The organism is Wolbachia endosymbiont (group A) of Beris morrisii (assembly GCF_964028185.1).
Taxonomy (GTDB): Bacteria; Pseudomonadota; Alphaproteobacteria; order Rickettsiales; family Anaplasmataceae; genus Wolbachia.
Map to the genome: position 1 here is coordinate 474,574 of NZ_OZ034760.1, position 24,615 is coordinate 499,188.

General features: G+C 35.4%; 34 protein-coding genes, 1 tRNA gene and 3 pseudogenes. 19 read left to right on the forward strand and 19 right to left on the reverse strand.

What is annotated here, in order from left to right:
• Positions 1 to 248 precede the first annotated feature (248 nt).
• Positions 249 to 1,183 (forward strand): annotated as a pseudogene (locus tag ABWU69_RS02320) (transposase).
• Positions 1,184 to 1,349: 166 nt separating this feature from the next.
• Positions 1,350 to 1,583: pseudogene (locus ABWU69_RS02325) on the forward strand (hypothetical protein); the annotation flags it as partial.
• A 125-nt stretch (positions 1,584 to 1,708) separates the two neighbouring features.
• Here ABWU69_RS02325 and ABWU69_RS02330 read toward each other — a convergent pair.
• Positions 1,709 to 2,260: an outer membrane beta-barrel protein gene (locus tag ABWU69_RS02330; protein ID WP_265034655.1), complete on the reverse strand. Its 552-nt coding sequence runs from the start codon at positions 2,258 to 2,260 to the stop codon at positions 1,709 to 1,711.
• A gap of 288 nt (positions 2,261 to 2,548) precedes the next feature.
• Between ABWU69_RS02330 and ABWU69_RS02335 the strand changes: the two are divergent.
• Positions 2,549 to 3,443: pseudogene (locus ABWU69_RS02335) on the forward strand (transposase).
• A 70-nt stretch (positions 3,444 to 3,513) separates the two neighbouring features.
• On the opposite strand, the gene ABWU69_RS02340 reads toward ABWU69_RS02335, so the two are convergent.
• The 9 genes from ABWU69_RS02340 to ABWU69_RS02380 all read right to left on the reverse strand — a co-directional run bounded on the left by ABWU69_RS02340 (position 3,514) and on the right by ABWU69_RS02380 (position 9,365).
• A complete protein-coding gene (locus ABWU69_RS02340) occupies positions 3,514 to 4,494 on the reverse strand; it encodes an SGNH/GDSL hydrolase family protein (RefSeq protein WP_353285350.1) in 981 nt (326 codons plus the stop codon).
• A 219-nt stretch (positions 4,495 to 4,713) separates the two neighbouring features.
• The gene (gene rpoD / locus ABWU69_RS02345; protein ID WP_265034657.1) at positions 4,714 to 6,657 is read right to left on the reverse strand and encodes an RNA polymerase sigma factor RpoD; all 1,944 of its coding nucleotides are present in this window, start codon (positions 6,655 to 6,657) and stop codon (positions 4,714 to 4,716) included.
• A 123-nt stretch (positions 6,658 to 6,780) separates the two neighbouring features.
• Positions 6,781 to 7,107 carry a cation:proton antiporter subunit C gene (locus ABWU69_RS02350; RefSeq protein WP_265026103.1) on the reverse strand — a complete coding sequence of 109 codons (327 nt, stop codon included), beginning with the start codon at positions 7,105 to 7,107 and terminating at the stop codon, positions 6,781 to 6,783.
• Positions 7,104 to 7,523: a Na(+)/H(+) antiporter subunit B gene (locus ABWU69_RS02355; protein WP_265026104.1), complete on the reverse strand. Its 420-nt coding sequence runs from the start codon at positions 7,521 to 7,523 to the stop codon at positions 7,104 to 7,106. The genes ABWU69_RS02350 and ABWU69_RS02355 overlap by 4 nt, the downstream gene beginning before the upstream one ends.
• On the reverse strand, positions 7,516 to 8,043 hold the full coding sequence (locus ABWU69_RS02360; RefSeq protein ID WP_250294918.1) for a DUF4040 domain-containing protein: 528 nt from the start codon (positions 8,041 to 8,043) through the stop codon (positions 7,516 to 7,518). The genes ABWU69_RS02355 and ABWU69_RS02360 overlap by 8 nt, the downstream gene beginning before the upstream one ends.
• 1 nt (position 8,044) lies before the next feature.
• Positions 8,045 to 8,332, reverse strand: coding sequence for a monovalent cation/H(+) antiporter subunit G (gene mnhG / locus ABWU69_RS02365; RefSeq protein WP_265026105.1), 288 nt, complete (start codon positions 8,330 to 8,332; stop codon positions 8,045 to 8,047).
• A gap of 6 nt (positions 8,333 to 8,338) precedes the next feature.
• The gene (locus ABWU69_RS02370; RefSeq protein WP_320109922.1) at positions 8,339 to 8,584 is read right to left on the reverse strand and encodes a monovalent cation/H+ antiporter complex subunit F; all 246 of its coding nucleotides are present in this window, start codon (positions 8,582 to 8,584) and stop codon (positions 8,339 to 8,341) included.
• 28 nt (positions 8,585 to 8,612) lie between these two features.
• The gene (gene rpoZ / locus ABWU69_RS02375; RefSeq protein ID WP_265034658.1) at positions 8,613 to 9,008 is read right to left on the reverse strand and encodes a DNA-directed RNA polymerase subunit omega; all 396 of its coding nucleotides are present in this window, start codon (positions 9,006 to 9,008) and stop codon (positions 8,613 to 8,615) included.
• A gap of 60 nt (positions 9,009 to 9,068) precedes the next feature.
• Complete coding sequence (locus tag ABWU69_RS02380; RefSeq protein WP_010081926.1) at positions 9,069 to 9,365, reverse strand: helix-turn-helix domain-containing protein; 297 nt, start codon at positions 9,363 to 9,365, stop codon at positions 9,069 to 9,071.
• Between the two features lie 435 nt (positions 9,366 to 9,800).
• Between ABWU69_RS02380 and purE the strand changes: the two genes are divergently transcribed.
• Both purE and mutL read left to right on the forward strand, forming a co-directional pair.
• Positions 9,801 to 10,292 (forward strand): 5-(carboxyamino)imidazole ribonucleotide mutase, encoded by a 492-nt coding sequence (gene purE, locus ABWU69_RS02385; protein WP_265034659.1) that lies wholly within the window; start codon positions 9,801 to 9,803, stop codon positions 10,290 to 10,292.
• Positions 10,293 to 10,299: 7 nt separating this feature from the next.
• Positions 10,300 to 12,159 carry a DNA mismatch repair endonuclease MutL gene (mutL, locus tag ABWU69_RS02390; protein ID WP_265026108.1) on the forward strand — a complete coding sequence of 620 codons (1,860 nt, stop codon included), beginning with the start codon at positions 10,300 to 10,302 and terminating at the stop codon, positions 12,157 to 12,159.
• A 504-nt stretch (positions 12,160 to 12,663) separates the two neighbouring features.
• On the opposite strand, the gene ABWU69_RS02395 is transcribed toward mutL, so the two are convergent.
• Positions 12,664 to 12,855, reverse strand: a complete 192-nt coding sequence (locus ABWU69_RS02395) for a hypothetical protein (RefSeq protein WP_265034661.1) — start codon at positions 12,853 to 12,855, stop codon at positions 12,664 to 12,666.
• On the opposite strand from ABWU69_RS02395, the gene ABWU69_RS02400 reads away from it, so the two are divergent.
• From ABWU69_RS02400 to ABWU69_RS02415, 4 genes are all read left to right on the forward strand, one after another.
• The gene (locus ABWU69_RS02400) at positions 12,854 to 12,982 is read left to right on the forward strand and encodes a hypothetical protein (protein ID WP_341812837.1); all 129 of its coding nucleotides are present in this window, start codon (positions 12,854 to 12,856) and stop codon (positions 12,980 to 12,982) included. The two genes, ABWU69_RS02395 and ABWU69_RS02400, sit on opposite strands and share 2 nt — an antisense overlap.
• Positions 12,983 to 13,549: 567 nt before the next feature.
• On the forward strand, positions 13,550 to 13,795 hold the full coding sequence (locus ABWU69_RS02405) for a hypothetical protein (RefSeq protein WP_265034664.1): 246 nt from the start codon (positions 13,550 to 13,552) through the stop codon (positions 13,793 to 13,795).
• Positions 13,796 to 13,859: 64 nt separating this feature from the next.
• Positions 13,860 to 14,621 (forward strand): hypothetical protein, encoded by a 762-nt coding sequence (locus tag ABWU69_RS02410; RefSeq protein WP_265034665.1) that lies wholly within the window; start codon positions 13,860 to 13,862, stop codon positions 14,619 to 14,621.
• 331 nt (positions 14,622 to 14,952) lie between these two features.
• Positions 14,953 to 15,312 (forward strand): TrbC/VirB2 family protein, encoded by a 360-nt coding sequence (locus tag ABWU69_RS02415; RefSeq protein ID WP_265034666.1) that lies wholly within the window; start codon positions 14,953 to 14,955, stop codon positions 15,310 to 15,312.
• 5 nt (positions 15,313 to 15,317) lie between these two features.
• Here ABWU69_RS02415 and ABWU69_RS02420 read toward each other — a convergent pair whose 3' ends face one another.
• Complete coding sequence (locus ABWU69_RS02420) at positions 15,318 to 16,316, reverse strand: pyruvate dehydrogenase complex E1 component subunit beta (protein ID WP_265025990.1); 999 nt, start codon at positions 16,314 to 16,316, stop codon at positions 15,318 to 15,320.
• 170 nt (positions 16,317 to 16,486) lie between these two features.
• Here ABWU69_RS02420 and ABWU69_RS02425 point away from each other — a divergent pair, with 170 nt between their 5' ends.
• Positions 16,487 to 16,687: a hypothetical protein gene (locus ABWU69_RS02425; RefSeq protein WP_353285351.1), complete on the forward strand. Its 201-nt coding sequence runs from the start codon at positions 16,487 to 16,489 to the stop codon at positions 16,685 to 16,687.
• Between the two features lie 160 nt (positions 16,688 to 16,847).
• Here ABWU69_RS02425 and ABWU69_RS02430 read toward each other — a convergent pair whose 3' ends face one another.
• The 3 genes from ABWU69_RS02430 to ABWU69_RS02440 form a co-directional block, all read right to left on the reverse strand.
• Positions 16,848 to 17,009, reverse strand: a complete 162-nt coding sequence (locus ABWU69_RS02430) for a transposase DNA-binding-containing protein (RefSeq protein WP_341818659.1) — start codon at positions 17,007 to 17,009, stop codon at positions 16,848 to 16,850.
• A 40-nt stretch (positions 17,010 to 17,049) separates the two neighbouring features.
• A complete protein-coding gene (locus tag ABWU69_RS02435; protein WP_353285352.1) occupies positions 17,050 to 17,166 on the reverse strand; it encodes a hypothetical protein in 117 nt (38 codons plus the stop codon).
• Positions 17,167 to 17,478: 312 nt separating this feature from the next.
• On the reverse strand, positions 17,479 to 17,751 hold the full coding sequence (locus ABWU69_RS02440; protein WP_265025917.1) for a transposase: 273 nt from the start codon (positions 17,749 to 17,751) through the stop codon (positions 17,479 to 17,481).
• A 231-nt stretch (positions 17,752 to 17,982) separates the two neighbouring features.
• Here ABWU69_RS02440 and cutA point away from each other — a divergent pair, with 231 nt between their 5' ends.
• From cutA to ABWU69_RS02455, 3 genes are all read left to right on the forward strand, one after another.
• Positions 17,983 to 18,318: a divalent-cation tolerance protein CutA gene (gene cutA / locus ABWU69_RS02445; protein ID WP_353285353.1), complete on the forward strand. Its 336-nt coding sequence runs from the start codon at positions 17,983 to 17,985 to the stop codon at positions 18,316 to 18,318.
• Positions 18,309 to 18,383, forward strand: a tRNA-Gln gene (locus ABWU69_RS02450). The genes cutA and ABWU69_RS02450 overlap by 10 nt, the downstream gene beginning before the upstream one ends.
• Before the next feature lie 18 nt (positions 18,384 to 18,401).
• Positions 18,402 to 18,986, forward strand: a complete 585-nt coding sequence (locus tag ABWU69_RS02455) for a hypothetical protein (protein WP_320157463.1) — start codon at positions 18,402 to 18,404, stop codon at positions 18,984 to 18,986.
• Positions 18,987 to 19,001: 15 nt separating this feature from the next.
• Here ABWU69_RS02455 and ABWU69_RS02460 read toward each other — a convergent pair whose 3' ends face one another.
• Positions 19,002 to 19,289, reverse strand: a complete 288-nt coding sequence (locus tag ABWU69_RS02460; protein ID WP_265025998.1) for a hypothetical protein — start codon at positions 19,287 to 19,289, stop codon at positions 19,002 to 19,004.
• Between the two features lie 78 nt (positions 19,290 to 19,367).
• Between ABWU69_RS02460 and ABWU69_RS02465 the strand changes: the two genes are divergently transcribed.
• The 4 genes from ABWU69_RS02465 to ABWU69_RS02480 all read left to right on the forward strand — a co-directional run bounded on the left by ABWU69_RS02465 (position 19,368) and on the right by ABWU69_RS02480 (position 20,899).
• Positions 19,368 to 19,550, forward strand: coding sequence for a hypothetical protein (locus ABWU69_RS02465; protein WP_265034673.1), 183 nt, complete (start codon positions 19,368 to 19,370; stop codon positions 19,548 to 19,550).
• A gap of 94 nt (positions 19,551 to 19,644) precedes the next feature.
• A complete protein-coding gene (locus ABWU69_RS02470; RefSeq protein ID WP_353285354.1) occupies positions 19,645 to 20,424 on the forward strand; it encodes a hypothetical protein in 780 nt (259 codons plus the stop codon).
• 56 nt (positions 20,425 to 20,480) lie between these two features.
• Entirely contained in the window at positions 20,481 to 20,645 is a 165-nt protein-coding gene (locus tag ABWU69_RS02475) for a transposase (protein ID WP_353285420.1), read from the forward strand.
• Between the two features lie 59 nt (positions 20,646 to 20,704).
• A complete protein-coding gene (locus ABWU69_RS02480; RefSeq protein WP_353285355.1) occupies positions 20,705 to 20,899 on the forward strand; it encodes a hypothetical protein in 195 nt (64 codons plus the stop codon).
• A 91-nt stretch (positions 20,900 to 20,990) separates the two neighbouring features.
• On the opposite strand, the gene ABWU69_RS02485 is transcribed toward ABWU69_RS02480, so the two are convergent.
• Genes ABWU69_RS02485 through ABWU69_RS02495 form a run of 3 tightly spaced genes read right to left on the reverse strand, consistent with a single transcriptional unit; the run spans position 20,991 to position 22,103 of the window.
• Complete coding sequence (locus ABWU69_RS02485) at positions 20,991 to 21,404, reverse strand: transposase (protein WP_353284975.1); 414 nt, start codon at positions 21,402 to 21,404, stop codon at positions 20,991 to 20,993.
• The gene (locus ABWU69_RS02490) at positions 21,346 to 21,939 is read right to left on the reverse strand and encodes a transposase (protein ID WP_353284976.1); all 594 of its coding nucleotides are present in this window, start codon (positions 21,937 to 21,939) and stop codon (positions 21,346 to 21,348) included. Before ABWU69_RS02490 ends, ABWU69_RS02485 begins: the two co-directional genes overlap by 59 nt.
• Positions 21,924 to 22,103, reverse strand: a complete 180-nt coding sequence (locus ABWU69_RS02495) for a hypothetical protein (protein WP_265034536.1) — start codon at positions 22,101 to 22,103, stop codon at positions 21,924 to 21,926. The genes ABWU69_RS02490 and ABWU69_RS02495 overlap by 16 nt, the downstream gene beginning before the upstream one ends.
• A gap of 414 nt (positions 22,104 to 22,517) precedes the next feature.
• Here ABWU69_RS02495 and ABWU69_RS02500 point away from each other — a divergent pair, with 414 nt between their 5' ends.
• Positions 22,518 to 22,694 (forward strand): hypothetical protein, encoded by a 177-nt coding sequence (locus ABWU69_RS02500; protein ID WP_353285356.1) that lies wholly within the window; start codon positions 22,518 to 22,520, stop codon positions 22,692 to 22,694.
• A 428-nt stretch (positions 22,695 to 23,122) separates the two neighbouring features.
• Positions 23,123 to 24,373, forward strand: a complete 1,251-nt coding sequence (gene ltrA / locus ABWU69_RS02505; protein WP_353284965.1) for a group II intron reverse transcriptase/maturase — start codon at positions 23,123 to 23,125, stop codon at positions 24,371 to 24,373.
• Positions 24,374 to 24,615: the final 242 nt, after the last annotated feature.

Here is a 24,615-nt window from a genome sequence, read left to right on the forward strand (position 1 = left end):
ATATTTTACCACCTACTGACCTTACCCAGAAGGTATGAATTAGGTATTGCTTGGTTGGAAGCAAGAGAAGATAATCACTTCTCAGAGTGGATAGGTGGCAGGTTGGCACTTTTTCTGAGTGTTCTTGTATAAAGTATATGAAAGAAGACCTCGTTACTCAGATTCTGCCACCGGTGAGGCTCACAAAATGTGATGACCTCGTATAGGAGTTTGGACCAACCAGTACTCTGATATATTGAAATGTGCAATTGGAGGAAAAATATGCGTCACATAGGCATTATACCAATAGTTTTACTGTTTGTTACTTGCAAGAAGGAAAATCGGAGTATATTCAAACGTTTCGCTTAAAAGACTTAAATAATTTTATCAGAAATCTTCAAGAAACAGATGAAATAGCTAACAGGCAATAGCTGTTTTTTTTATGACGCAGTGTCACCTTATGTTAAGAGCGTGGTCTCCTGGACAGTTTGAAGTTGTTCGTCGCTCTGTGAACAAAACGGACAAGCACGATGCGCGAGCTATTGCTTTTTTTCTAAGCAAAGGTATGTTGCCTGAAGCAAAGCAAACAATGCAAGCAGTTAGCTTCTCTTCTTCAAACAAGAGACCAGTTACGGGTATCTTTAATCAATAAAATGCATGGTCTTTTTAATTACCATGGGATAAAAATTAAAAAGGAAGCACTTACAACTAAGGTGGGTGCTATTGGAAAGTATACTTGGGATCCTTTAGAAAAGGTTGAAATTGAAGTAATTAGCTATCATTTGGAAGCTATTCGGGAAAGTCTTAAAAAACTTGAGAAGGAAATTATAGCTTTTGCCGAACAGCTTCCTGAACCTTATCAGCATAAAAGGAATTGGCCCAATTTCTGCAGCTATTTTTATTGCAACAATTGGAGACATTAATGATTTTCATAGGCCTGAGAAACTTACTGCATATTTTGGAATTGTGCCACAAATCTAATCAACAGTGCACGATCGGAACAAACGTGATATTCTTTAGTGCAGTGTACTTGGGTTGCTATACGCTTATCTGAACAGCTTATGTAAAAAAAAAGCGTGGTTCTGCTAAGGCTATTATTGCTACTGCCAGGAAATTTCTTACAACTATTTTCTATACTCTTAAAAATGACTGGGTTTTTAAAGATTTCACAAAATTTGAATTTTTTATTGGACAACAATCATAGGAGAAAAAGTAGAGAGAAAGTTAAGAAAATTTTTTACAAAAAGAACGATGAATCAAAATGTTCAGGAATGCAATAATTAATAGCAGAATGCCTACGCTATTTATTGTAAAAATTTCTATGTATTCAAATATGGCAGTTCTAGCTTGTTGAACGGAGTGCTTAGGTATACCAATCACATAAGCAACTTAAAGATCACCTTTACAACTTTGTTATATTATGCAAAAAGACTCAAAACTCTCAAAACCTTATGAATTTATATGTAACCAGTGGACACAAGCATCCTGTATTATTTATACTAAATCCATACCATCACGCTTTGGACCTAGTTCTTTATTCATTCTCACAATCCGTGAACGGTTACAAATACTGGAGTTTACCCTTCTTCTTGTTATTTTTCTAATCTATAGTTAGCGTTCAAAACCATATTCGAAAAGTATCTCATATATTTCCAGATTTTTTTAATGATGTTTATTTCATCCTCAATATTGTCTCTACCTTTATGAACTAAATTACAATTTAGCAGCATTAAAAATTATAACGTATTCCTACCTCCAGAGTTGCATCTGGTATTTGTAATGCTTTTATACCGCTTAGTTGTCCACCTGCAGTAATACCAACTGCACCAACTATCTGTGGAGTAATTTCATAATCAACACCAACCTTCAGTTTATAGGAAATAGAACCCAGTATTTTATCTACTACCTCACCTTCACCAAAGCTAAAAGGCATTACTTGTAGGTATCCTCCTAAGCCTCCACTGACATATAGCTTAACGGGATCAATATCAAGGTCAGGATAATAACGATAATTTGCCAATAAGCTAGCCCCTATTTTCCTTTTTTCTTTATCAGCTATATCACTTATGTCAGTGAGAACCTCAAGTTCAAACTTAGAGTTTTTGTCATAATGATAACCAAAAACAACGCTAGGTTTTATTTTTAAGCCGCCACCCCATCCGGCACCAAAGTTTAAACCTGCATAGTACTGATCTTCTGACTTACTTGCACTATTACTAGCTGCACCTGCTAAAGATGAAGTAAGCAACACAGCCAAAACGCACAATCTCTTTATTTTCATATAACTCCTCATACAAAAAAATATATAATGCATAAGTATATATGCTTTGTATTAAAAAAGATATAACTACATGTCAAAAAAAAGTATACCCACAAAGTAAAGGATGTGCTACTCGGATGTATCCGTTCAGCCAATGGCGTCAACTTAAGGGAAAATATCAGTGATTGTGTATAAAACTTCTCTCTAAATTTTTTACCATTAAATTACCCAAAAGCTGCAATAAACAGCACTTTTGTTTCTGTTTTATTTCAACAAAGAAGTCTAAAATATGTCCTTTTTAGGTGAAACATGCAAAAAGGAAAAAATCTTATTCTACAAATTAAAAATATAATATACTCGAAAGCTTTTCAGAGAATCCATTGTGTTGAGTTTTACACGAACAAGCTTTTACGACAGTATTTTCTATGATTTTAAAGTTAATTAAGAAAAGTTTAGGAATAGAATGTGAGCTCATTAAGTTCCACCCTCAAAGCAAGCTTTTTCTAAAGCAAGATATAAATACAGGTTTTAAAGAATTTAAGCATCCAAACAGCCTATTGAGCAAACGTTAGCAGAAACCTGAAGTCGTTACTCAAATGCGTTCATTAAATCAAATTATTTATCTACGACCGTCTTCATTAAAATTTATTCAGCAGCATTATGAATTGAAAGTAGACTTTATTTTTCGCTTGCAAAAAAGAAATTATAGCAAGCTATGGTTCATCTGGTGAATTAGATTTTGTGCTAGAAAATAAAACGAAAAGCCAAAAAGTAAGAGTAATAGTGCTTACATTAGCCAATGGGGAAACAGAGTTTTTGACCGAGACTTTGGAGCAAAGCTTATGTGTTAAGGTGGCATATAGAAGAGTGCTATAAACGACTCAAAATAGGTGCAGAGTTAGAGAATTTTTCTGGCGTAAATTTAGAGGCTGTATTACAAGAATTTTGGGCAAACTTAGTCATGTGTAATATATTGTCGCTTCATATCACAAGGGCCTTGGAATCCAGATAAAATTGCTGATAAATTTTTCAGTTTTATTTGGTGTAATGAGGCAGAAACTCTATCAGGTACTTATTGCGCCAAAAAACTTTCAAGCCCTTTTTGATAGAGCAAGTATACGCGCTAAAGTTAAAATCCGACCAGGACAGCCGCAATAAGGTAGATAAGCCCAAACGCCATCATGTCTTTAGGAGAGTTTGCTAATGAAAGTTCTTAAGTTGACGCCATTGAGTGAACGGTTACTATTTAAAAGGATATGTTCAAAAAAACTGTGTCAAATCAACTCATACATTTCATTACCAACTTCATGATGAAGTTCTGCAGTTGGATGGAAATAATCAAAAAAGAAGTAATCCTTTAGTGTTTCTTTGCTACACTCATGGTTATAGTGAACGTCAAGTTCCCCTTTAAATATCAACTTTAAGAGTATTTTTATATTTTCTTTAAATCTCCCAATTTGGTCTGCAATGTTCGATGTGCATGCATCTTGACAATTTAAACCTTTGCTCTTGTATTCGCCAAGCATACTTTTCATTTTAGAGTTAAGATCAAATGCTTTTATTTCAAGATTTGTACTTTTCTTCATATAATCTAAGCCATTAGCCAATTTTGCATTGAAACTCTCTGTGAGCTTCGTAGCTAGTTCCCTTGCTTCTTCATCTCTATTAAAAGCTGGTATTGAGCCAACTTCAGGTGCGTTTGCAACAACTACATGCTTAACACCATGTTCATTTAGAACCTTAAGTGCATTACATATTTCACTCACTGCTTGTTCCAACACTTCTTCCGCTTTAGTATCGTCATAAGCAGTGGCAATCATAACATCATTTCCGCCGATTATGATGCAAAATAAATCTTCTTTACCTATATCTGGATGATGTTTAATTACCGCATCTAGCTGGTTAGCTAAACGAAATTTATTGAAGAAATAAGAAAAAATAGGGTCAAAAATTTCAGATGCTGTTGCACATGAAACTGCATAGTTTTGACCTTGCTGTTCGTGGCATCTACCAAAAAATGAATAACTCCACCCAGGTTTAAATTCGTCTAAATCTAAATATTTTGCTACATATTCAACAGCAGTAGGGCCATCGCTAAAAGATCCTCCTTGATAAAAAGGGTCACCAAACTTTACGCTTTTTGCAAAGGATAAATTATTTAAAATTCCAATAATTGCGCCATTATCAGATAAACTATCACCCAGAACATAAAAATTTCTATACTTTGAATTAGAATTGTCATTTTTGTTTGTCATAATATTTACCGTAGATTAGTATCCTATCATGTTGTTTTATGAGGCTCGTAAAAAAAGAAAAATAGCGGTGCAACTTTTTTACAACCCCCATTTTAAACTTTATTGTGTATTTCCTTCATATCATACCTTTTTGAAAAAACGTTTTATTTTAAAAACGCTCTGACTTTTTCTCCACTTTTTCCGGGCAAAATCAGCTTCTTCTTAACTTGACACGTATACTTAAAAGAACCCTCTAAGTTTTCTAGCGCGGCTTGGATGTTTCAACTTGCGCAGTGCTTTTGCCTCTATTTGCCTAATTCTCTCACGTGTTACATTAAAAATTTTTCCTACTTCTTCTAAGGTATGCTCCTTCCCATCTTTACCAAGGCCAAAACGCATTCTTAGAATTCTTTCTTCCTTTGGTGTTAAAGTTGCAAGAACATTGGTTGTAATGCCACGCAAGTCAGCAAGTATTGCAGCATCCTCTGGTCTGGAGACTCGCTTATCTTCTATACAATCACCGAAGGTACTACTATCATCTTTTCCTGTTGGAGCTTCAAGACTTACTGGATCCCTTGCTATTTTCATAACTTTGCGTATTCTTTCCAGTGGCATTGTCAGTTCTACACTCAATTCCTCTAACGTCGGCTCTCTCCCCATCTCATGAGTCATCTTTCTTAATGCTCTGTTGATTTTACTGATAATTTCCACCATATGAACTGGTATTCTAACTACTTTAGACTGCTCAGGTATTGCCCTAGTGATCGATTGTCTTACCCACCAAGTGCCATAAGTTGAAAATTTATATCCACGTTTGTAATCAAACTTATCCACGGCTTTCATAAGACCAATATTGCCTTCTTGTATCAAATCAAGCAGATCAAGGCCTCTTTTTGAATACTTCTTAGCAATGGAAACTACTAGCCTTAAGTTAGCCTTAATCATCTCTTGCTTTGCTTCAGAGACTTCTCGTTCGTGTTTTTGTATTCTCCTGATTAGCTCCTTAAATTCTTGCACGTTATCTTCCTGTATATGCTGCTTAATACCGTTCAAAGTACTAGCTATATGTTCAGAGTTATCGTCTATAAACCTTAAAAATTTGTTTTTTAATTCACCTGTAAAAGAGGACTGATTTTCATTGATCTTTAAAAGACTTATCTCTTTCAACTCGTGCTTTAAAAGCACGTCATCATAAACTTTATAGAAACTTTCTCTATTGATATCGTATTTTCTAGCCTCAGCAATAAGATTAGCCTCATCAAGCGTGATGGATCTATTTATCTTATAAAGTTCTTGTGTAATTCTGGCAACAGCAGCATCACTTAACTTAATTTGTAATGCCATAGACCATATTTGATTATACAAAATTTCTAGCTCATTAGAGAAATTTTTAGAATTTTTTCTTAATATCAACGCTTCATTTGTTAAAGTAATTATCTCATCCAATGCAACTATGACCTTTGGCAATAAGTCACTTTCCATTTCAAGAATAGAAACATTTAAATTGACTGAACTTATATCTTCATTATCACCGTCTTTCTCATCATCACTTTTTTTACTATCTTTCTCATCATCACTACAATACTCAGCATCTTCAGAAACATCCTCAGAATCCTCAACATCTTCAGCACTTTCTTCACTCTCTTCTTTGGGTACCACATTAAAATCAGAGTTATAAATTGCATCCAGATCTATAATTTCTCTCAGTAAGAGAGCTCCACTACTTAAATCATCACGCCATACTTTTATCACCTTTAATGTTACTGATGTTTCAATTATTGCACGTAACATGTTATGCTTTTCAGATTCAATTTTTTTTGCTATCTCGATTTCATCTGCCCTTGACAAAAGCTTTACAGAGCTCATGTCTTGTAAATAAATCCTTACTGGATCATCATTTTGTACTAAAGTTGCAGTAACATTTGGCGATGTGTCATCATCATCAAGTTTACTATCATCACTGTTGGAAGGAACATCTTCTTCATCTTCGCTACTTTCAAGCACATTAATTCCGGAGTCCTGCAATAAAGATATAGCATCATCTATAAAGTCAGACGAAAAATTTTCATCTGATAATTTATCATTTATATCATCAAAGGTGACAAAACCACCTTTTTTTATACTTTTAGTTACAAGATCTCTGATAATTTTTTTCTTATCTTCTGCATCATTAATAGTTGACATCATTACCTTTATAGTTTATAATTTCATTCCTTATTAACAAACAAACTTACAACGAGCAAGTCTATAATTTTACTTTTAACTTGTGGCTATTTGTTACTTCATATAGTTTAAGATACTGTTAATTTATGTACACTTGTCTTGATCAATTGTTCCATACTTTTCTTCTATTTTTACTGCTATGGACAATCCAACTGAAAATGTTGCAATTCCAACCACTATAGCAGTAAGCATTAAAACATGGGGTATAGGATTGCTATATGAATAAAAATTTGAAACCAATATAGGAGGCAAGGAACTTTTTATATACCCTAGAGATATGTAAAACAACAAAACAGATGCTTGGAAGACACTTACTCCTATCATTTTCTTGATTAAATTTTTATCGTTTATAATAATATATAAACCTAGCACCATTAATATAATAATAATTGTATAATTATATAAAGTCATTGTTTTTTCCTACGAGCAAAATTTATATATATAATTAACATAGAGGAGCAGACAGTAAATGCTACACCTAATTCCACAAAAAAAATACCCAATTTTTGACCGGTTCTATTATTGGCTGACAAGATATCGTAAGATAAAAAACTTTGGCCAAGTAAAGTTGTTGCAACGCCCGTTCCTCCATAAATTAAAATACCTAACACGTTAGTCAATCTAATCACAGAATAAGGTATTGCTTTTAGAGTTGTAGATACACCAAATAGCATTGAATATAATATTATCCCGGAGGCAATAATTATTCCTGCTTGAAAACCTCCACCCGGAGTGTAATCACCGTGAAATTGTATGTATAAACCAAATAAAATGATAAAAGGTATCATCAAAAATGTTACTGCATTTAATATCGGATCTTTAATCATTTTCTTTTTCTTCTTTTAATATCAACGTTATACAAAGCGCAGCAGTAAAAACTACTATAGTTTCTCCAAACGTGTCATAACCACGAAAGCTTGCCAAAACAGCTGTCACTATATTAGGAATACCGGTAGCTTTTTCGGTATTTTCCACATAATAAGGAGCAACATGCAAGTGGATCGGAGCATTGTGGCTGCCAAAATCTGGCAATTGAATCATAAAATATGACAAACATACAGCCAGAAATAACATAAAAAAAAGCGTTATAGGGTTATGAGATAGATTTACTTTATGATTCTTTATCAAGGAGAGTGCTGCAAACGTAAAAACCGTACTGAGCCCCGCACCAACAGAAGCTTCAGTAATTGCAACATCAGGTGCATTCATAATTAAGTATATAAGCGCAATAAGTGAACTAAATACACACATTAGAACAGCACTTACGACTAAATGTCGCGAGAAGACTATAAAAACCGTAACTGTTAGTAACAACAAAAGTAGCACTACATTTAATATTTCTAACACCTTAACCTTCTTTAACAGTTTTTTTCTTAACTTTATAATAAGTGCGCGCTAAAATATAGCCATTAGTTGAGCTAGCTACCCATATTATAAGAATTAATAATATTATTTTAACAGTATTGATTGAAAATCCATTCTGCAAAGCAAAACCAATTAACAATAACGTTGCACCGCTAGAATCTGTAATACCTGCTGCATGTAACCTAGTATAGAAATCAGGAAATCTAATTACTCCCACACTTGAAATGATTACTAAACAAATGCCTAAAAATATAAGAACGGATCCTATCATAAATTATTAAAACAACATTAATCTCATTAGTGCTATAGTTGATATAAAGCTAACGCTAGCATACAACAATGCTATATCAATTAAAAAAAAATTATTCAGAATGATTGATATTGCTGTTATGAGTACAACTACTTGCGTTGAGAAATTATTGAACGCTAAAACCTTATTGTACACATCACTTGACTTAGAGACTATGCGACACAACATTACACTCATACAGAACAACAGTGTATAGATAGCAATGTGAATCATTTAAAGACTATGTAACTTCAGTAGATTTCTAAACAGATACTTCTTCATCGCCATCTTGATCATTTATTTCACCATCCACTTCATAATCTTGGCTTTCTTGACTTACATCAAGATCTGTGTTATCAGAAAAATTTAATAAATTCGCTAGCTTACTTGTATTACTGCTGTAAACATTATTCATATTTCCTTTCATGTACTCCTTGCATCTACCTACCAAAAGGTTAAATAGGTCATGAGTATCCACCTGTTTTTCTGCTATTTCATGTAAGGAAACTATGGTGTTCTTATGGTCTTTAAACTGAGCTGTTTGAACTGGATTACTTGCCCCTGTATTTAAATCATGTGTTCTTTGACTTGCCAATAGAACCAATTTGAAACGGTTACTTACCTGTTCTGTACACTTTTCTACAATAGACTCAGCCATAAGATACTACCTTAATAAGTTTTATACTATATCACAAAAAACAAGTTGTCAACTTTGTATCTATTGCGATTCAACTTCATGTTTTACTTTTTCTGCCTCAGATTTTATTTCTTGGCTTTCTGTCATCGTGATTGTTATTTCATGATCAAGTTTTTTTAGGAATCCTAACAATCGCTCTAAAGAAAAACCATCTATTTTACCATTTTTAATTTGCGATACCTTTGGCTGATCAATACCAAGTTTCTCAGCTGCAAAAGCCTGAGTCCAAGCATTTTTTTCTATAATTTTATTTATTATATAAAGCAACTTTGTTTTTATTCCTGCACTGTCTAAGTTATTTAACGATATTATTTCCATAATTTTTACACTCACATATCAATTAACTTTATTAAACATTATAACATAATATTTAATATACCAAGATATTAATATCATATAACTTGTCAATAATTATATGATATCAATATTTAAAACTTTAAGTTGATTGTATATTAATATTTCAATCAAATTTCTAGTAACTTTAAATTATCATTTTACTATCAGCCTATCTGAAAAAGTCATTTACAGAAAGAACAAGCTAAAATTACAAAGCTTGAAATACAAAAATAATTATTTTATAAATTTATCTTACATAAGAAGTTTATACTCTATATCTTAATATAGATATTTATTTAAATTTTTAAAATTTCCATTTTAACGAGAATTCTATATATTCTATTTATAATATAACTTAAATATTTGTTGCTTTTTAGCTGGAACATTATTTAGTTAGTAAGTAAAATTGTGTTGAATATGACAAAAATAAAAAAAGATGTTGCTGTTATTATGGGGAGTGAGTCAGATTACACCACTATGATCCATACCGTCGGTATGTTAAAAGCATTAGAAGTTTCACATGACATATTCATAATATCTGCACATAGAACACCAGAAAGGCTCTTCAATTTTGCTAAATCTGCACAAGAAGAAGGTTTTAAGGTTATTATAGCTGGTGCAGGAGGTGCAGCTCATTTACCTGGTATGGTTGCGTCACTAACTTGTTTACCAGTTATCGGCGTTCCTGTGCATAGTAAACAATTAAATGGGCTGGACAGTCTACTCTCTATAGTTCAAATGCCAAAGGGTGTTCCAGTTGCAACCATGTCTATAGGAGAAAATGGAGCATATAATGCTGCCATTACCGCCGTATCTATATTGTCAATTTCCAACAGTGAAATTGCAGGTAGGTTAAAAAAGTGGAGAGAGAAACAGACCAAAGAAGTAAAAGAAAAACCAGTTTCATAATAAATCTATGGCAATAATTCTTTTAGACACAAAAACCATAAACCGTATAGCAGCGGGGGAGGTGATAGAAAGGCCAGCAAGTGTAGTAAAGGAATTAGTGGAAAATGCAATAGATGCTGGAAGTTTAGAAATAGAGATCAAAATAGAAAGTGGTGGGCGTAACCTTATTATTGTGACAGATGATGGTAACGGAGTAGAAAAAAACGATTTAGAACTTGCGTTTATGCGCCATGCTACTTCAAAATTGAGCGATAGTGAGTTGATAGAAATCAAGCATCTTGGCTTTAGAGGAGAAGCTCTACCTTCAATTGCAGCAGTAAGTAGGATAAAATTATCGTCTAAGGCAAGAGAAGCAAGTGAAGCATGGTCTATAAGTTATGAAGGTGGAGAGAAAATAGGGGAGCTAACTCCTTACTCTTTATCACAAGGGACACATATTGAAGTACGAGATTTGTTTTTCGCTACCCCAAATAGACTAAAATTTCTAAAAACCGAAAGAGCAGAAACTCAAAGCATTGTTGATATTGTAAATAACCTAGCAATGATTAACTATCATATAGGGTTTACTCTCACTTCAGGTAATAAAAAGCTCTTAAAATACGCTAAGCAGACTTCGTTATTTCATAGATTGTGTGAAGTAGAAGAAGAATTTCAGGGCAATTCTTTGGAGGTCAATGAAGAAGAAGACGGCATTAAACTTACGGGACACATCTGTAAGCCGACCGTCAATCGTGGTAAGTCAACTCAGATCTATACGTTTGTTAATGGAAGGCCAATTAAAGATAATTTACTTATTGGTGCGGTTAGGTATGCATATCATGATTTTATTCCAAGCGATAGGTATCCTTTTGCAGCGTTACATTTAGAGATACCTTATGATCAAGTAGATGTAAATGTGCATCCAAATAAATCAGAAGTAAGGTTTCAGAATAAGAAGCTCATATATGAGATAGTGACAAGAGGATTAATTAAAGCGTTGTCAAGAAGGATAGGCACCTTTGATGTCATTCCAGCTAGTGACCAGAAAACTACTAATACGATAGAGGGTTTTGTGAAAGGTTCATTATCAGATCCTTTTGATAAGTCTAATGTTCAAAAAGAATTTTACGAAAGGAGGCCAAGTCCTTTTGAAAATCAACTAATAAAAGAATTTGCCTCTCCAAATGAAAAAGCAAAAGGCTTATCAGAACAGTCAAAATCGTTTAATTATACCGGCATACAGAAATTCCCAGCACAAGCGGAGGCTATGGTTCTAGAAAAAAAGGTGTTAGAGCAAGTTGATTTGATAGAGAGCCACCCACTCGGGTTTGCACGCTGTCAGGTCTATAATACTTACATTATTGCCGAGGTAAGAGACAAATTGATTATAGTCGACCAGCATGCAGCCCACGAAAGACTAGTATATGAATGCCTAAAACAAAAATCAAGTATAAAAAGACAAAAACTACTTCTTCCTGAAACGGTTGAAATCAAAAATCAAGCTGGAATGGAGATGATTGAAATCTATAAAGATAAGTTATTTGAAATGGGTTTTGATATTGAAATCAAATCAGAGAATAAAGTGATAGTAAAAGAAATCCCTGCAATTTTGGGAGCAATAGATGTGAAAGAGATGCTAATTAATATAGTGGGTAGATTAACGGAAATAGAAGATACATTGCCAGTAGAGGATAAAGTGAACAAAATATTGGCTACTATCGCTTGTCATGGATCAATTAGAGCAGGCAGGAAAATGAGATTAGAGGAGATGAATGAGTTGCTGAGGCAAATGGAAAAAACCCCATATTCCGGGCAATGCAACCACGGAAGACCAACTTATATAGAAATGAAACTCAGTGATATTGAAAAACTGTTTGAGAGGAGGTAATGAGGTTGCCATAAATATGTAAGTGCTCCTTCCTCGTCATCCAAGTAGCTCATAGAAACGGATTAAACGAAAAAACTTGCTTGACACCCTTTGCCAGCCCCCTTATCATGAAAACTGAAGCTATTTATTTATCTTCTCTGTACAGATTAAATGACAAAAAAACTCAACGTATTTGGCGTCTCATGTTTAATTTTTTGCACTATGTGCACCTTATGTCTTTATCAAATTTCTAGGTTTTTACCTACACAAGCTGAAATACGCTTATAAAGCATTTAAAACATCAAAAAACGCCAACTTAAAAAATGGATAGTGAATAACTAGCTACCCTAGGGTTTCTTTTGCCTTTTTTTCTGTTTAGTAAATTTCTTAACGTTTATAATTTAGATTAGTTGCAGCTTAAAAGCAGCTAAATCGCGGTTATTAAGCGTTTAGAATAAAAAAACGCCATACTTGAAAGTATAATGTAAGTAATTAGCCAACCACGGGGTTTCTTTTGCCTTTTTTTTATCTGGTAAATTTCTTAATATTTATAGCTAACATGAACAAACATTTGAGAGTAACTTCCGCTAGTAGGGTGTCATCCCAGTGCTTGACACTGGGATCCAGCCTTCCTGCAATCTCATCGAAAACGTTGTAACCACTTTCTATGCTAGTTTGCTTGTGAGCAACCTGGATTCCAGTGTCAGCTACTTTCATGACACCCACTGGTGAGTCAAGCCAAAAACGTTTGTACAGCTATGTGTCAAGGCACTGGGATGACACCCTGACAACCGTCATCCCGCTGCTTGTTAGCGGGATCTATGCTAAAAGATACCGCGAATGAATCGCGGTATGACGGTCTGCGGCAGTATGACGGTTCGCGGTGGCATGACGATAAGCCTCGTCATCCCGCTACTTGTTAGCGGCTAAGAGATACCGCGGCGGTATGACGGTTCGTGGTGGAATGACGATAACCTCGTCATCCCGCTACGTGTTAGCGGCTAAGAGATACCGCGGCGGTATGACGGTGTAGATGATGGTTAAGTAATTCGTCATTCCCCTACGTGTTAGCGGGATCTATGCTAAAAGATACCGCGAATGAATCGCGGTATGACGGTCTGCGGCAGTATGACGGTTCGCGGTGGCATGACGATAACCTCGTCATCCCGCTACTTGTTAGCGGCTAAGAGATACCGCGGCGGTATGACGGTGTAGATGATGGTTAAGTAATTCGTCATTCCCCTACGTGTTAGCGGCTGAGATACCGTGGCGGTATGACAATAAGCTCGTCATCCCGCTGCTTGTTAGCGGGATCTATGCTAAAAGATACCGCGAATGAATCGCGGTATGACGGTCTGCGGCAGTATGACGGTTCGCGGTGGCATGACGATAAGCCTCGTCATCCCGCTACTTGTTAGCGGCTAAGAGATACCGCGGCGGTATGACGGTTCGCAGCGGCATGATAATAACTTCGTCATCCCGCTGCTTGTTAGCGGATGAGATACCGCGGCGGTATGACGTAGAAGCTATACTTTTATACTCACCAACTCAGCTGGATCCAAGTAGTCAGGGCACTGGGATGACACCCTTTCCCAGTCTATCAAATTACAATGCTTGTACAGTTATGGAATTGTGCAATAGGCACAATTTAATATAAAAAGCTTTGCTTTTTGAAATTTTGGGTTATAATTAACTTAAGATATTTCAGTAGGAAATTTATTGTGAATAGAAAGGAAGCTTTAAAAATATTAGGTTTTAGTGAGGGTGATAATCCTGAAAAATGGGAATTGAAAGAAAGACATCAGGAGAAATGGTCTTTCACTTATAGAGAATTAACAACTGCATTCGACTCTCTTTCAGAACAATTTATCGGTCCAGATTCCAGGCCTTTTGACTATGTCGATTTAGATGATGATATTAACTCTCTTAGTGATCTACAGTCTGTTTTCGGTTCTGCTACCTTTAGCAACGATATAGAATACCTAAAGAAGCTTTTTTCTAAGTTCAAGAGTAGCAAAAATGGACAATTTGGTGATTATATAAACCAACCTTATGAAGGGGAAAATCTATTATATCGTGCTGTATCGAGTAGAAATATTGAAATTGTAGAGCTTTTCTTAAAAAATGGTGCAGATCCTAATACAAAAATTAATGGACCATACGTATGGGATAGTGAAGTTGAAAAATTATTAGTCGAGTATGGGAAAATCGATAAATCCAATGTATTTCATCAGTTAGTTTTTGCAGTTCTAATAAGTTGTGTTGCTTTTGCGATGTACTCTTCATGTGATGCCTCTTTCTCATGTTATGCGGGAGTGGCAGCATTTGCTCTTGCTGGAGTTCTTCTTGTTGCAAAAACTATACATGATGTGTTTTATGTACAAACAAAATGGCCTTCTCCTAATTTTGATGAAGTTAATGCTGAACAAGTAATAAATAATGTTGAGGACAATTCTAAAAGAATTGACAATGCATTAGCTTAATCACAACTGTACGAGCATTGTTATTTAAGAGCAATCTCCACCAAGAAGGGTGTCATCCCAGTGCTTGACACTGGGATCCAGACTTTCCACAATCTCATCGAATTTAACATAAATTAGCTACTTTCTATGCTAGTTTGCTTGCCCACAAGCAAACTTTCCTGGATCCCAGTGTCTGGGCACTGGGATGACAGGAGAAAGTGCTGCCGTCGTAAAGGAACCAGTGTCAGCTACTTGCATGACACCATTTGCTATGCAGTAATCTTTATGCTAATTTTACTAAAAATTATAGTATTTTAGATATAATTACAATATCTAAGTTTAAGGTATAGGGATGAACCCTACAATCAAGAGAATTTTCAATATTTTTCTTATAGTATTATTTATTTCTTTTTCTCATGTTGGGAGTGCTGCTGCTGACACTAATGCTGACACAACTGCTCAAGTAATATGTAATATTATTGGCTACGTTTGGGGAATAGGCGGACCGCTTATGACCGTAGTGATAATAGGTGCAGCTTTGCTTGCGATATTTGGTAGAATGCCATGGCCAGCTCTTTTTGCGCTAGGTGTATTTTGTGCTGTATTTTTCGGTGCTAAAGCTATTGTCACGAAAGTAATGGCTAGTATAAACACTACAGATGCTTCTTTTATGGAACGATGTGGAATAGGAGATATTACAAAAAAGAACTAATAGGGTTATTTTTTTCTAAAACAGACCTGATACACGGCTTCAACTATATCTTCCACTTGCGGTAATGCTTTTTTTTCCAGATTTGCAGCGTAAGGTAAGGGGATGTCCTTGCCAGTTACGCGTATAACTGGAGCATCAAGGTAGTCAAATCCTTGTTCCATGACAACGGCTGACAGCTCTGCTCCTATTCCTGCAAATGGCCATCCTTCTTCTACACTAACTAACCTATTAGTCTTCTGAATAGAGTTAATAACAGTTTGAGTGTCAAGTGGTCTTAAGGTTCTGAGGTCAATAACTTCAGCTTCTATGCCCTCATCAGAAAGTAAATCTGCTGCATTTAAGGCATCCATTAATTTTAATGAGAAAGCAGTGATAGTTACATCCTTTCCCTCTCGTATAACAGCAGCTTTGCCTATCTCAAGTAGATAATCTTTATTTGACAGCTCAGAGTCAGAAACTTCATGTTCATGTCCGTAAGCTATTTCGTTTTCTAGAAATATTACCGGATTAGGGTCACGAATTGCAGCTTTAAGCAGACCTCTGCAATCGGAGGCAAAATAGGGTGCTATTACTTTTAACCCCGGTATATGCGAATACCAAGATGCAAAGCATTGAGAGTGTTGTGCAGCAACTCTTGCTGCTGCGCCATTTGGTCCACGAAATACTACAGGGCATCCAAGTTGTCCGCCTGACATATAATTTGTTTTTGCTGCGGAATTCACAATTTGGTCAATAGCCTGCATAGAAAAATTAAAAGTCATAAACTCGACTATTGGCTTTAATCCAGCAAATGCCGCTCCAACAGCAAGGCCAGCAAATCCATGTTCGGTAATAGGAGTATCAACTACTCTGTTTTCTCCAAACTCTTTCAGTAATCCTTTCGTTACTTTATAAGCACCATCATACTCTGCAACTTCTTCACCCATGATAAGCACATCAGGGTCGTTTTGCATCTCTTCTCTGATTGCTGTGCATAAAGCTTCTCTTACACTTAAGGTTGCCATTTATAAACTTTTGTAGACTTTAACTAAAGTAACTATATCAGAATTACTAGGAAGCGTACAAATTAAGTTTTACAAACATTATGTTGCTTGAATATCTACTTCTTTTAATTCAGTGATGGGTAAGGTCAGTGCTTCATTCTATAACGCAAAACCCATACTCACCAAACCCAATGCATTACTTGCAATTAAGTTTTCTAGATTCCAGTGTCAAGCACACAGCTGTACGAACATTTGTTTGCAAAGGCAGTATGTTAAGTGTTATAGCCGATTTTGCCTCAAACACAAAGGTGTCATCCCAGTGCCCTACTGCTAGATCTGTTCGAACTTTTCTTTATAATAGTTTTAATATAATACAAAACCAGCCATTTTAGCCCACTTTTACCACATTTAGATATGAACTTGTATCTTGAACTGAAAAAACGAACTGATTTCCTTTTATTCTCTCCATAGTTTCTTTATAATGGGAAAAATAAATTTCCTTATCCTTAAGCTTTTCATTGCTTGTATGCACCCTTGGCTTCTTTCCATCTACTACAGCTTTGATTCAGATGCCTTACCCTCTATACAATAGCTTGTTTCAATAAGTCTCTTATTAAGCCTTATATCCCCCAAGTTAACGTGTTTTAACTCTCTTTCCAGCCATTTATCCCCTAAGCCATCAGTATATTGCACATTTGTACTTACTTCATTCATTTTGGTCCCAATTTTATTTAATATCTATCTTACTCACTTCTTATATTTGTGGGTAAAAGTGAGCTGGTAAATATGCTGGAAGGTACAACAAATGACAGCCAAAAGACTCTATTAATGACTTTGTTTTAGGAGTCTTATGAAATGTAGCATTATCCATAACTATCACGCTTTAACTGTGGCAGTAATATCTCACGCATTAAATACTTCTTTCTCCCGTGAAAGTTTATTGGTGCAATGAACTTCTCATCCGCCTATTATACTTACTCTCTCTCGCTTTTTTCCAGAGCATATATTTTTTCTCCTTTTGGAGCTCGTCCATATTCTCGGTATAATCTATTATCAACTCCTGCTTCATCTATATATAAAATGCTAGAGTGGTCTATTTTTGAGATTTTATCGGTAAAGCGCTGCCTATCTTCTTGACTACGTTCTGTGACTTTTTTTTAAGGTTATTTTTAGCTGTTTTAACCTATACCAAATTGAATTTATTCCAAATCCTAGATTTTGTTTCATTTCTGCTAGCTGGGTGTTTTTTGACATATCCTTTGAGTACTTCTGGATCTATTTTTCGAATAAAACTTCCATTCTTTCCTGCCTCCAGGCTTTCACCGTTTCCTTTCTTTTTCAGCCATCTGTACAAGGTTGCAATTCCTATTTCTAGAAGATCTGCTACTTCAGATTTTGACTTCCCTCTTTCCACCAAAGAGATAGCTTTCTCCCTTAAGTCCACACTGTATGCCATTACTTACCTCATATTTCATTAATTCCATATTATACCTTTATCATTTGTTTTGGGAAATACTATAGTAGCGGAATGACGAATTTGTTGCTTATCGGATTGTAGGTAAACTTTTGGCTATAGGTTCCAGCATCACGCGCTGAAATGACAGGATTTCGAAGTAAATCTAATCTATTTTCTCTTGATGAATAAACCTGAGTGAAGTATAGTAGCAATGCGTTTATATAGATTCTAATGAATAGTTTAGTTTTGGTTTATACAACTTTTTCAAATTTTAAAGAAGCTAAAACTGTTTCTGAAGAATTGTTAAACGAGAAATTAATTGTATGTGTCAATATATTTCCCGAAGTGAATTCTCTGTATTTATGGGAAGGTAAAATTAGTAATAGTTGTGAAGTAGTAGCAATTATGAAGAGCAAAAATGATCAAGTTGATAAAATTGTAGAAAAAATCGAAGCAATGCATTCTTATGATCAGCCAGCTATTGCTGTGATGCCCATAGAAAAAGCAAATAAATCTTTTACTAATTGGGCTAATAGTGTTATTGATGTAAGTAGTATTGGGGTGTAGCCAAGTGGTAAGGCAGCGGTTTTTGATACCGCCACGCGAAGGTTCGAATCCTTCCACCCCAGCCATGTTGAAGTGGGTGTAAAATGATATCACTTTTCTATAGATTAAGATTATTAAATTATATATTAGGTAGTCTAAAAGATATAACTGTGAAACTGTTTCTCTTCACAATGTATCTTTATATATCCAGCATTATGCTCATGTTTCTCAGCAATGGTTTTTGGTATGCTGTAGAATTTGGCTCTTTCAAAAATGCGTTTTACCGTTTGTTTCAATATTGCAAGTGGTATTATGAAAACAGGGAAGATCTCGGTTACGGAATTTCTATTCGAATATTAGTGGCGTTTCTTACTCCGCATTTTCTCTATAAGTTGTTCCTTAGCACAGGCTGGAAGTCCTTTTTAAAGGAAAAGATAGTGCAGATACTCAAGTTCATAATCACAAGAAGAAAAAAGGGTAGTGAGTTCAGTAACAGTAGTAAACCAAGTAGCAGTAGTTATAGTGATAAGAATAATTACAGCAATAACAGTGGTAACAATGAGCATCATGCTCAAGATGCAGAGCGGAAAGTAAACATGATAAAGCAGCTATTAGTCAAAGATATAGAGAAAACTATAGATAGGAGATTGCATGATATTTTTTTCGGTAAAAGGAGTAAACCTCATTGAGTATATAAAAAGGCTTTATCTAGTAAGGCTTTTTAAGATTGGCTGTATTTTGTTTTTTACGTATACCGGATCACAATCAGCCAATATACATGTGTGCACAAAATCTTGACTAAAGTCTGACAACCAAGAAATTGCTTTACGTTTTTCCACCAAGCTTTCTGTTTTTTTACAGTTACTTGCTGCATCAGTCATTGCCTGTGCTATCACTGATTTCCACAGTATACAGTACCGTTGTATATCATCTGACGTACTGTTTGCTTCGTAATGGTGAAAAAATTCTTTGAAATTGAAGTTGTTTGACATGATGATACCTCTTTGGATTGAAATTTGAAATGATTTGAGTTTATGTCGCCACAGCAGATTTCGCTAACAAGTAGCGGAATGACGAGTTACTATACCGCCGCGAACCGTCATACCGCCGCGGTATCTCTAGATCCCGCTAACAAGCAGCGGGATGACAGCAGTCCTACGTCATACTGCCGCGGTATCTCGGCCGCTAACAAGCAGCGGGATGACAGCAGTCCTACGTCATACCGCCGCGGTATCTCAGCCGCTAGCACGTAGCGGGATGACGATTGTCAGGCCAGCGCCCCATAAGTGTTGAAAGTAACACAAAAAAGACATAAAGAACTATTATTGCAAGAAAAAGGAGGCAATAATGGATCAAATAGAAAGAGTACTAAATTTAATAAAAGATGAGGATTTAGAAAGGCTAGGAAAATTAAGTGAAGTAGATAAATGTAATACTAAATTGTTGGGCAAGATTATATTTAAAGGTCTAATGAAGTTAATATTAATGGGGCAAAAAACAAGCCTAAGAGCGCTAGAAATGGTAATAAACAGGTGTACAATGGATAAGAATAGCGATAAAAGTACAGTAACATACAGTGGTTTGTCAAAAAGGTTAAAAGTTATAAATCCAGAATATTTTAAGGGAGTATATATTGATTTGATGAGCAAGATTAAAAAGCTATTACCCCAAAAAACATCAAATAACTTACATAAGTTTGATTCGACGATCATAAATTTATCGGGATATCTCATAAAAGATGGGCTAAAAATAGGCGGTAAAAGTAACGACAGTCAAGTTAAAGTGAGTGTAGGATTAAAGGATCAATTGCCGACAAGTATAAGATTTTGTAAAGGACAAGAAGAAAGTAGTGAAGATATAGCATTAGTGAGAGCAATTAATGAAGCTAAAGTTGAAAAAGAGGATATTTTATTATTTGATAGAGGAATCAGAAAAGTTGGAACTTTTGCCGAATTTGATGAAAAGGAGTACAAATTTATCACAAGAGTTAAAGTAGGAAGAAAACATGATGTTATAAGCAGGAACAAAGTTATAAGAGAACAAAAATCGGATGGATCAGAGATTTTAGAAGATATAATAGTTAATCTTTATCGTGCACGAGGTAAAGTGGCAATGATCTACGGCTAATAAAAATCAGAAATAAAATTGGAGATGAAATATGGTTTTTGACAAACTTGTTTGAAATGCCAGCTTATGAAGTAACAGAGCTATATAGGCGCAGATGGGATATAGAAGTGTTCTTTAAATTTATAAAGCAAAATCTTGGATATAAGCACTTTTTAAGCCATACTATGAATGGCATGAAGGTGTATATTTACATGATCTGCTTTGTTATTTCTTGTTTATAAAATCAAAAATAATCTACATGGGTTCAAAATAGCATTACTGCAATTCACATTGGATCTAAATGACTCTTTTATACGTTCGATTGTTTTACTGTCGGGAGGTAATTTACATGCCGTTGATCATCTCATATCACGTTATTTTTGATACTTTCAACACTTATGGCCAGCGCCCCTATGATGTCATCCCAGTTTGGGATCCAGGAAACTTAATTGCAAGTAATGCATTGGGTTTGGTGAGTATGGGTTTTGCGTTATAGAATGAAACACTTTTGGTGAATTTGTAAAGAAAACTGGATCCCAGACGGCTTTGTTGCATAGCACCTTAAGCAGTGATGGTTTACGACAAATTTATGTAATGATTTCAAATTTAGCCATACCAATATCAGTGAATTTGTTGAGCAAATAGCACTTAATTAGTAATTCTTTTTCACGATTTACTTCAGATTTATTCCTAAAGCTAAATCCAAATACTTGCTTCAACCTTGAGAAAAATCCTTCTATGTAAGATCTCTTTCCATAAATTGCTTCCTTTTTCCACTCTTTTACACCATCTTGTCCATATAATTTTATTAACCTAATAGCAGCATTTCTGTCAGACATATAATCTATTTTTGAATGTTCTGCTGCATCCTTTTTTGGTAGAACTTTTGTCTTTATATCGTATTTCTTACACAATTTATAAAGTTTGTGCCTATCGTATGCCCTATCTGCATATAATTTTGTGCTGAAAATTAACTTCTTCAAGCAAATCGCAAGCTCCATAGTGGTCAGAGTAGACGCCATTACTGTATCTTGCAGCTATAGCTTTTTTACTATTCACACTTAACATAACATGTAACTTTCTTACTTGCTCGTAGCTTCGGTACTTTCTATCTGCACTGTTTTCCTTACTGTGGCCAGGAGTGTTACTGTAAATGCTGATACTTGTGCTATCTATGATAATTTCAATATTTTCCATGTTGCTTTTATCAACCCTGCAATCATTTATCTTAATATTAAGTTTTTTAAACCTTCTTGATGCTTGTGAATAGCTGATAACTGCCAATTTTTTTCCTATTTGTTGCAGATATCCTTTTATAAACCCCACCGTTTGTCTTAAACCAATTCTAAAAAGATTGACAATTATATGCACCAAAATTACGACTTTATCACTGTAAATATAGTTGCCGCCCTGCATTTTTGGACTATTTTCATACCAATTTTCGATAGCTTCATCGATGTAACGAAAAATATTTCCCCTTTTTTCAAGGAATTTGTTATATTCGTTTTGGTTACTGACTTTCATTTTCTGTGGCATATTTTTTCTTCAACAGTTAAATGGTTATTTATAATGAATTTTGTCAGTAGCCACCAGATTTTTTCGGTTGCTATGCAACAAAGCCATTCCAGTGTCAAGCACTGGAATGACATCACAGGGGCACTGGAATGACACCTCTCTTGGGCTCTTTTAGCTATAAACATTAAGAAATTTACCAAATGAAAAAAAAGGCAAAAGAAGCCCTAGTCATTGTCTATTTTCAGTATTGGCGTTTTTTAAAGTCTTAAACACTGCAATTTAGCTGCTTTTAAATGCAACTCACCTTAGTTTAAATGTTTAAGAAATTTACTAAGCAGAAAAAAAGGCAAAAGAAATCCCGTGTTAGCTAGTTGTCACTCTCTAATCCTGCAAATTGGCGTACTATACTGTCTTAAACGACTTATAAGCGCGTTTCAGCTTATATAGGTAAAAACCTAGAAATATTGTGAAGACATAAGGTGCACATAGTGCAAAAAATTAAAAATAAGACGCCAACTACGTTGTTTTCTTGCTGTTTAATCTGCACAGATGAAGATAACTGAATACCTTCAGTTTCATGATAAGGGGGCTGGCGGAGGGTGTCAAGCAAGTTTTTGTTTCTATTCTCTTCTATTTGCCATATTTTGAAAAAACGTTTTATTTTACTCCAAAAACGTCTGTGTGCTGCAGTAACAAACAAAGTAATGTTTGTGAGAAGCTTTATTGAAGATGAAGGAAGGTCCTTCGAAATCGGTTTTCAGGAGCAGCCACCTTAAGTGGCTCTATTCAAGAGATAGGGTCATAAGCGTTAAGGAAAAATCAGCATATAAGCTGGAAGGTGTGGATCAGAAAGACGAACGTGAGTGAACCACTGATGAACGTGTCGAAAAGGGAAGTGAACATCGAAAGGGGGAGTGAGTCGTTCTCCTCTTAAAAGCGTACAGGGAACCTGACTACTGTGTAGGCGGTGTTCGGCATAAAGGTGGCGTGAGTCTGATCTGGGCTTTGATAAGGAACTGCAGGAACCAGTCGATTTGATGCAAAGCGAGATAAGCAAGAGGCTAATCCTCAAGTTTTAGAGTAGCGATACAAATCACTGGGGCGGATTAACTCGTAGTAGTGAAGAAGTGGTTGTAATGACCATGGAGCGAAGGGGTTAAGCTAGTCGACTTTAGTAAATCATTCAACTTGTAGGAGGATGAAAGTGATTGAACGAACAAAGCCTTTTGACATACCAAAATCTCTAGTGTTTTTGGCTTATAAAAGAGTTAAAGAAAACAGAGGAGGAGCAGGTATTGATGATCTAACAATTGAAAAGTTTGATCAAGACTTAAGCAAGAACCTTTACAAGCTATGGAATAGGCTATCATCTGGTAGTTATTTTCCACCCGCAGTGAAGGCTTGTGATATAACTAAGACAGATGGAGGGACAAGGACACTTGGAATACCAACTGTCTCCGATCGTATAGCACAGGAAGTTGTAAGAAGTGTTTTAGAACCAGAGCTTGAGAAGGTATTTGATGAAGATTCATATGGTTATAGGCCAAATAAATCGGCATTAGATGCCATAGGACAAACCAGGAAGCGATGCTTCGACCAAAATTGGTTAATAGAGTTTGATATCAAGGGAATGTTTGATAACATAGACCACAATCTACTGATGAAAGCAGTCAGAAAACACACTGCAAACAAATGGGTTCTCTTATACATACAAAGATGGCTAGATGCAGATATACAGCTTGAAGATGGAACAAAGATAAAGCGTCTCAGCGGAGTACCGCAGGGAGGTGTAGTGAGTCCTATCTTAAGCAACCTATTTATGCACTATAGTTTTGATGTATGGATGAGGAGAGAATATCCAAGTATAAAGTGGGCAAGATATGCTGATGATGGTGTTATACATTGTGTAAGCAAGAACCAAGCACAACTAATTTTGAGTCAACTTGAACAGAGACTGAAGATTTGTAAATTGGAAATAAAACATACAAAGACCAAAATTATCTATTGTCAAGATGGAAAGCGGAAGGAGAATCATGAGAATGTATCATTCACATTCCTTGGGTACGAATTTCGAAAAAGACTTGTACGAAATAGAAAAGATGGTAGTTTATTTGTAAGTTTTACTCCGACTGTAAGTAAAGAAAGTTTGAAAAAGATGAGAAAAGAAATTAGAGGCTGGAAATTTGCTAGAAGAACAAACTTGGAAATAGAAGATATATCACGAATATGTAATCCAATTCTAAGGGGTTGGTTTAACTATTACGGGAAGTATCACATAACTGCGCTAGAGGACATAATAAGAATGTTTAATAGAAAACTCAGGAAGTGGTTTCAGACAAAGTATAAGAAGCTGAGTGGGCATAAAACCAAAGCAGCTAAGTTACTAGAAAGAATCGCAAAGAGTAGACCAAATCTTTTTGTACACTGGAAATTAAGTATAGGACTAGGGCAATGATTAGTGGGAGCTTTATGAGATGCGAGTGTGCGCCGTGGTACGCATTAAGAAATACTTAGCGGAGCTAAGCGGGGTTCAGAATAAATGGCCTCGAGGTGAACAACTAACTTTAACCCGAAAGGGAAGGAGGACAAGAGCATGTATGTAAAGCGAGAGTTATCTGAAGATGTATAAGATAACGGCTTGCAACACCTGATCAATATGGTTAAAGCTAAACTGCTTGAATTCTAATCTTCAGGGGT

Coding starts and splice junctions, on each gene's coding strand:
- ABWU69_RS02330 (WP_265034655.1), bottom strand. CDS start 2,260: ATGAAAATAAAGAGATTGTGCGTTTTGGCTGTGTTGCTTACTTCATCT.
- ABWU69_RS02340 (WP_353285350.1), bottom strand. CDS start 4,494: ATGACAAACAAAAATGACAATTCTAATTCAAAGTATAGAAATTTTTAT.
- rpoD (WP_265034657.1), bottom strand. CDS start 6,657: ATGTCAACTATTAATGATGCAGAAGATAAGAAAAAAATTATCAGAGAT.
- ABWU69_RS02350 (WP_265026103.1), bottom strand. CDS start 7,107: ATGACTTTATATAATTATACAATTATTATTATATTAATGGTGCTAGGT.
- ABWU69_RS02355 (WP_265026104.1), bottom strand. CDS start 7,523: ATGATTAAAGATCCGATATTAAATGCAGTAACATTTTTGATGATACCT.
- mnhG (WP_265026105.1), bottom strand. CDS start 8,332: ATGATAGGATCCGTTCTTATATTTTTAGGCATTTGTTTAGTAATCATT.
- ABWU69_RS02370 (WP_320109922.1), bottom strand. CDS start 8,584: ATGATTCACATTGCTATCTATACACTGTTGTTCTGTATGAGTGTAATG.
- rpoZ (WP_265034658.1), bottom strand. CDS start 9,008: ATGGCTGAGTCTATTGTAGAAAAGTGTACAGAACAGGTAAGTAACCGT.
- ABWU69_RS02380 (WP_010081926.1), bottom strand. CDS start 9,365: ATGGAAATAATATCGTTAAATAACTTAGACAGTGCAGGAATAAAAACA.
- purE (WP_265034659.1), top strand. CDS start 9,801: ATGACAAAAATAAAAAAAGATGTTGCTGTTATTATGGGGAGTGAGTCA.
- mutL (WP_265026108.1), top strand. CDS start 10,300: ATGGCAATAATTCTTTTAGACACAAAAACCATAAACCGTATAGCAGCG.
- ABWU69_RS02400 (WP_341812837.1), top strand. CDS start 12,854: ATGACACCCACTGGTGAGTCAAGCCAAAAACGTTTGTACAGCTATGTG.
- ABWU69_RS02395 (WP_265034661.1), bottom strand. CDS start 12,855: ATGAAAGTAGCTGACACTGGAATCCAGGTTGCTCACAAGCAAACTAGC.
- ABWU69_RS02415 (WP_265034666.1), top strand. CDS start 14,953: ATGAACCCTACAATCAAGAGAATTTTCAATATTTTTCTTATAGTATTA.
- ABWU69_RS02420 (WP_265025990.1), bottom strand. CDS start 16,316: ATGGCAACCTTAAGTGTAAGAGAAGCTTTATGCACAGCAATCAGAGAA.
- ABWU69_RS02425 (WP_353285351.1), top strand. CDS start 16,487: ATGCATTACTTGCAATTAAGTTTTCTAGATTCCAGTGTCAAGCACACA.
- ABWU69_RS02430 (WP_341818659.1), bottom strand. CDS start 17,009: ATGAATGAAGTAAGTACAAATGTGCAATATACTGATGGCTTAGGGGAT.
- ABWU69_RS02435 (WP_353285352.1), bottom strand. CDS start 17,166: ATGGATAATGCTACATTTCATAAGACTCCTAAAACAAAGTCATTAATA.
- ABWU69_RS02440 (WP_265025917.1), bottom strand. CDS start 17,751: ATGGCATACAGTGTGGACTTAAGGGAGAAAGCTATCTCTTTGGTGGAA.
- cutA (WP_353285353.1), top strand. CDS start 17,983: ATGAATAGTTTAGTTTTGGTTTATACAACTTTTTCAAATTTTAAAGAA.
- ABWU69_RS02455 (WP_320157463.1), top strand. CDS start 18,402: ATGATATCACTTTTCTATAGATTAAGATTATTAAATTATATATTAGGT.
- ABWU69_RS02460 (WP_265025998.1), bottom strand. CDS start 19,289: ATGTCAAACAACTTCAATTTCAAAGAATTTTTTCACCATTACGAAGCA.
- ABWU69_RS02465 (WP_265034673.1), top strand. CDS start 19,368: ATGACGAGTTACTATACCGCCGCGAACCGTCATACCGCCGCGGTATCT.
- ABWU69_RS02470 (WP_353285354.1), top strand. CDS start 19,645: ATGGATCAAATAGAAAGAGTACTAAATTTAATAAAAGATGAGGATTTA.
- ABWU69_RS02475 (WP_353285420.1), top strand. CDS start 20,481: ATGCCAGCTTATGAAGTAACAGAGCTATATAGGCGCAGATGGGATATA.
- ABWU69_RS02480 (WP_353285355.1), top strand. CDS start 20,705: ATGACTCTTTTATACGTTCGATTGTTTTACTGTCGGGAGGTAATTTAC.
- ABWU69_RS02485 (WP_353284975.1), bottom strand. CDS start 21,404: ATGGAGCTTGCGATTTGCTTGAAGAAGTTAATTTTCAGCACAAAATTA.
- ABWU69_RS02490 (WP_353284976.1), bottom strand. CDS start 21,939: ATGCCACAGAAAATGAAAGTCAGTAACCAAAACGAATATAACAAATTC.
- ABWU69_RS02495 (WP_265034536.1), bottom strand. CDS start 22,103: ATGTTTATAGCTAAAAGAGCCCAAGAGAGGTGTCATTCCAGTGCCCCT.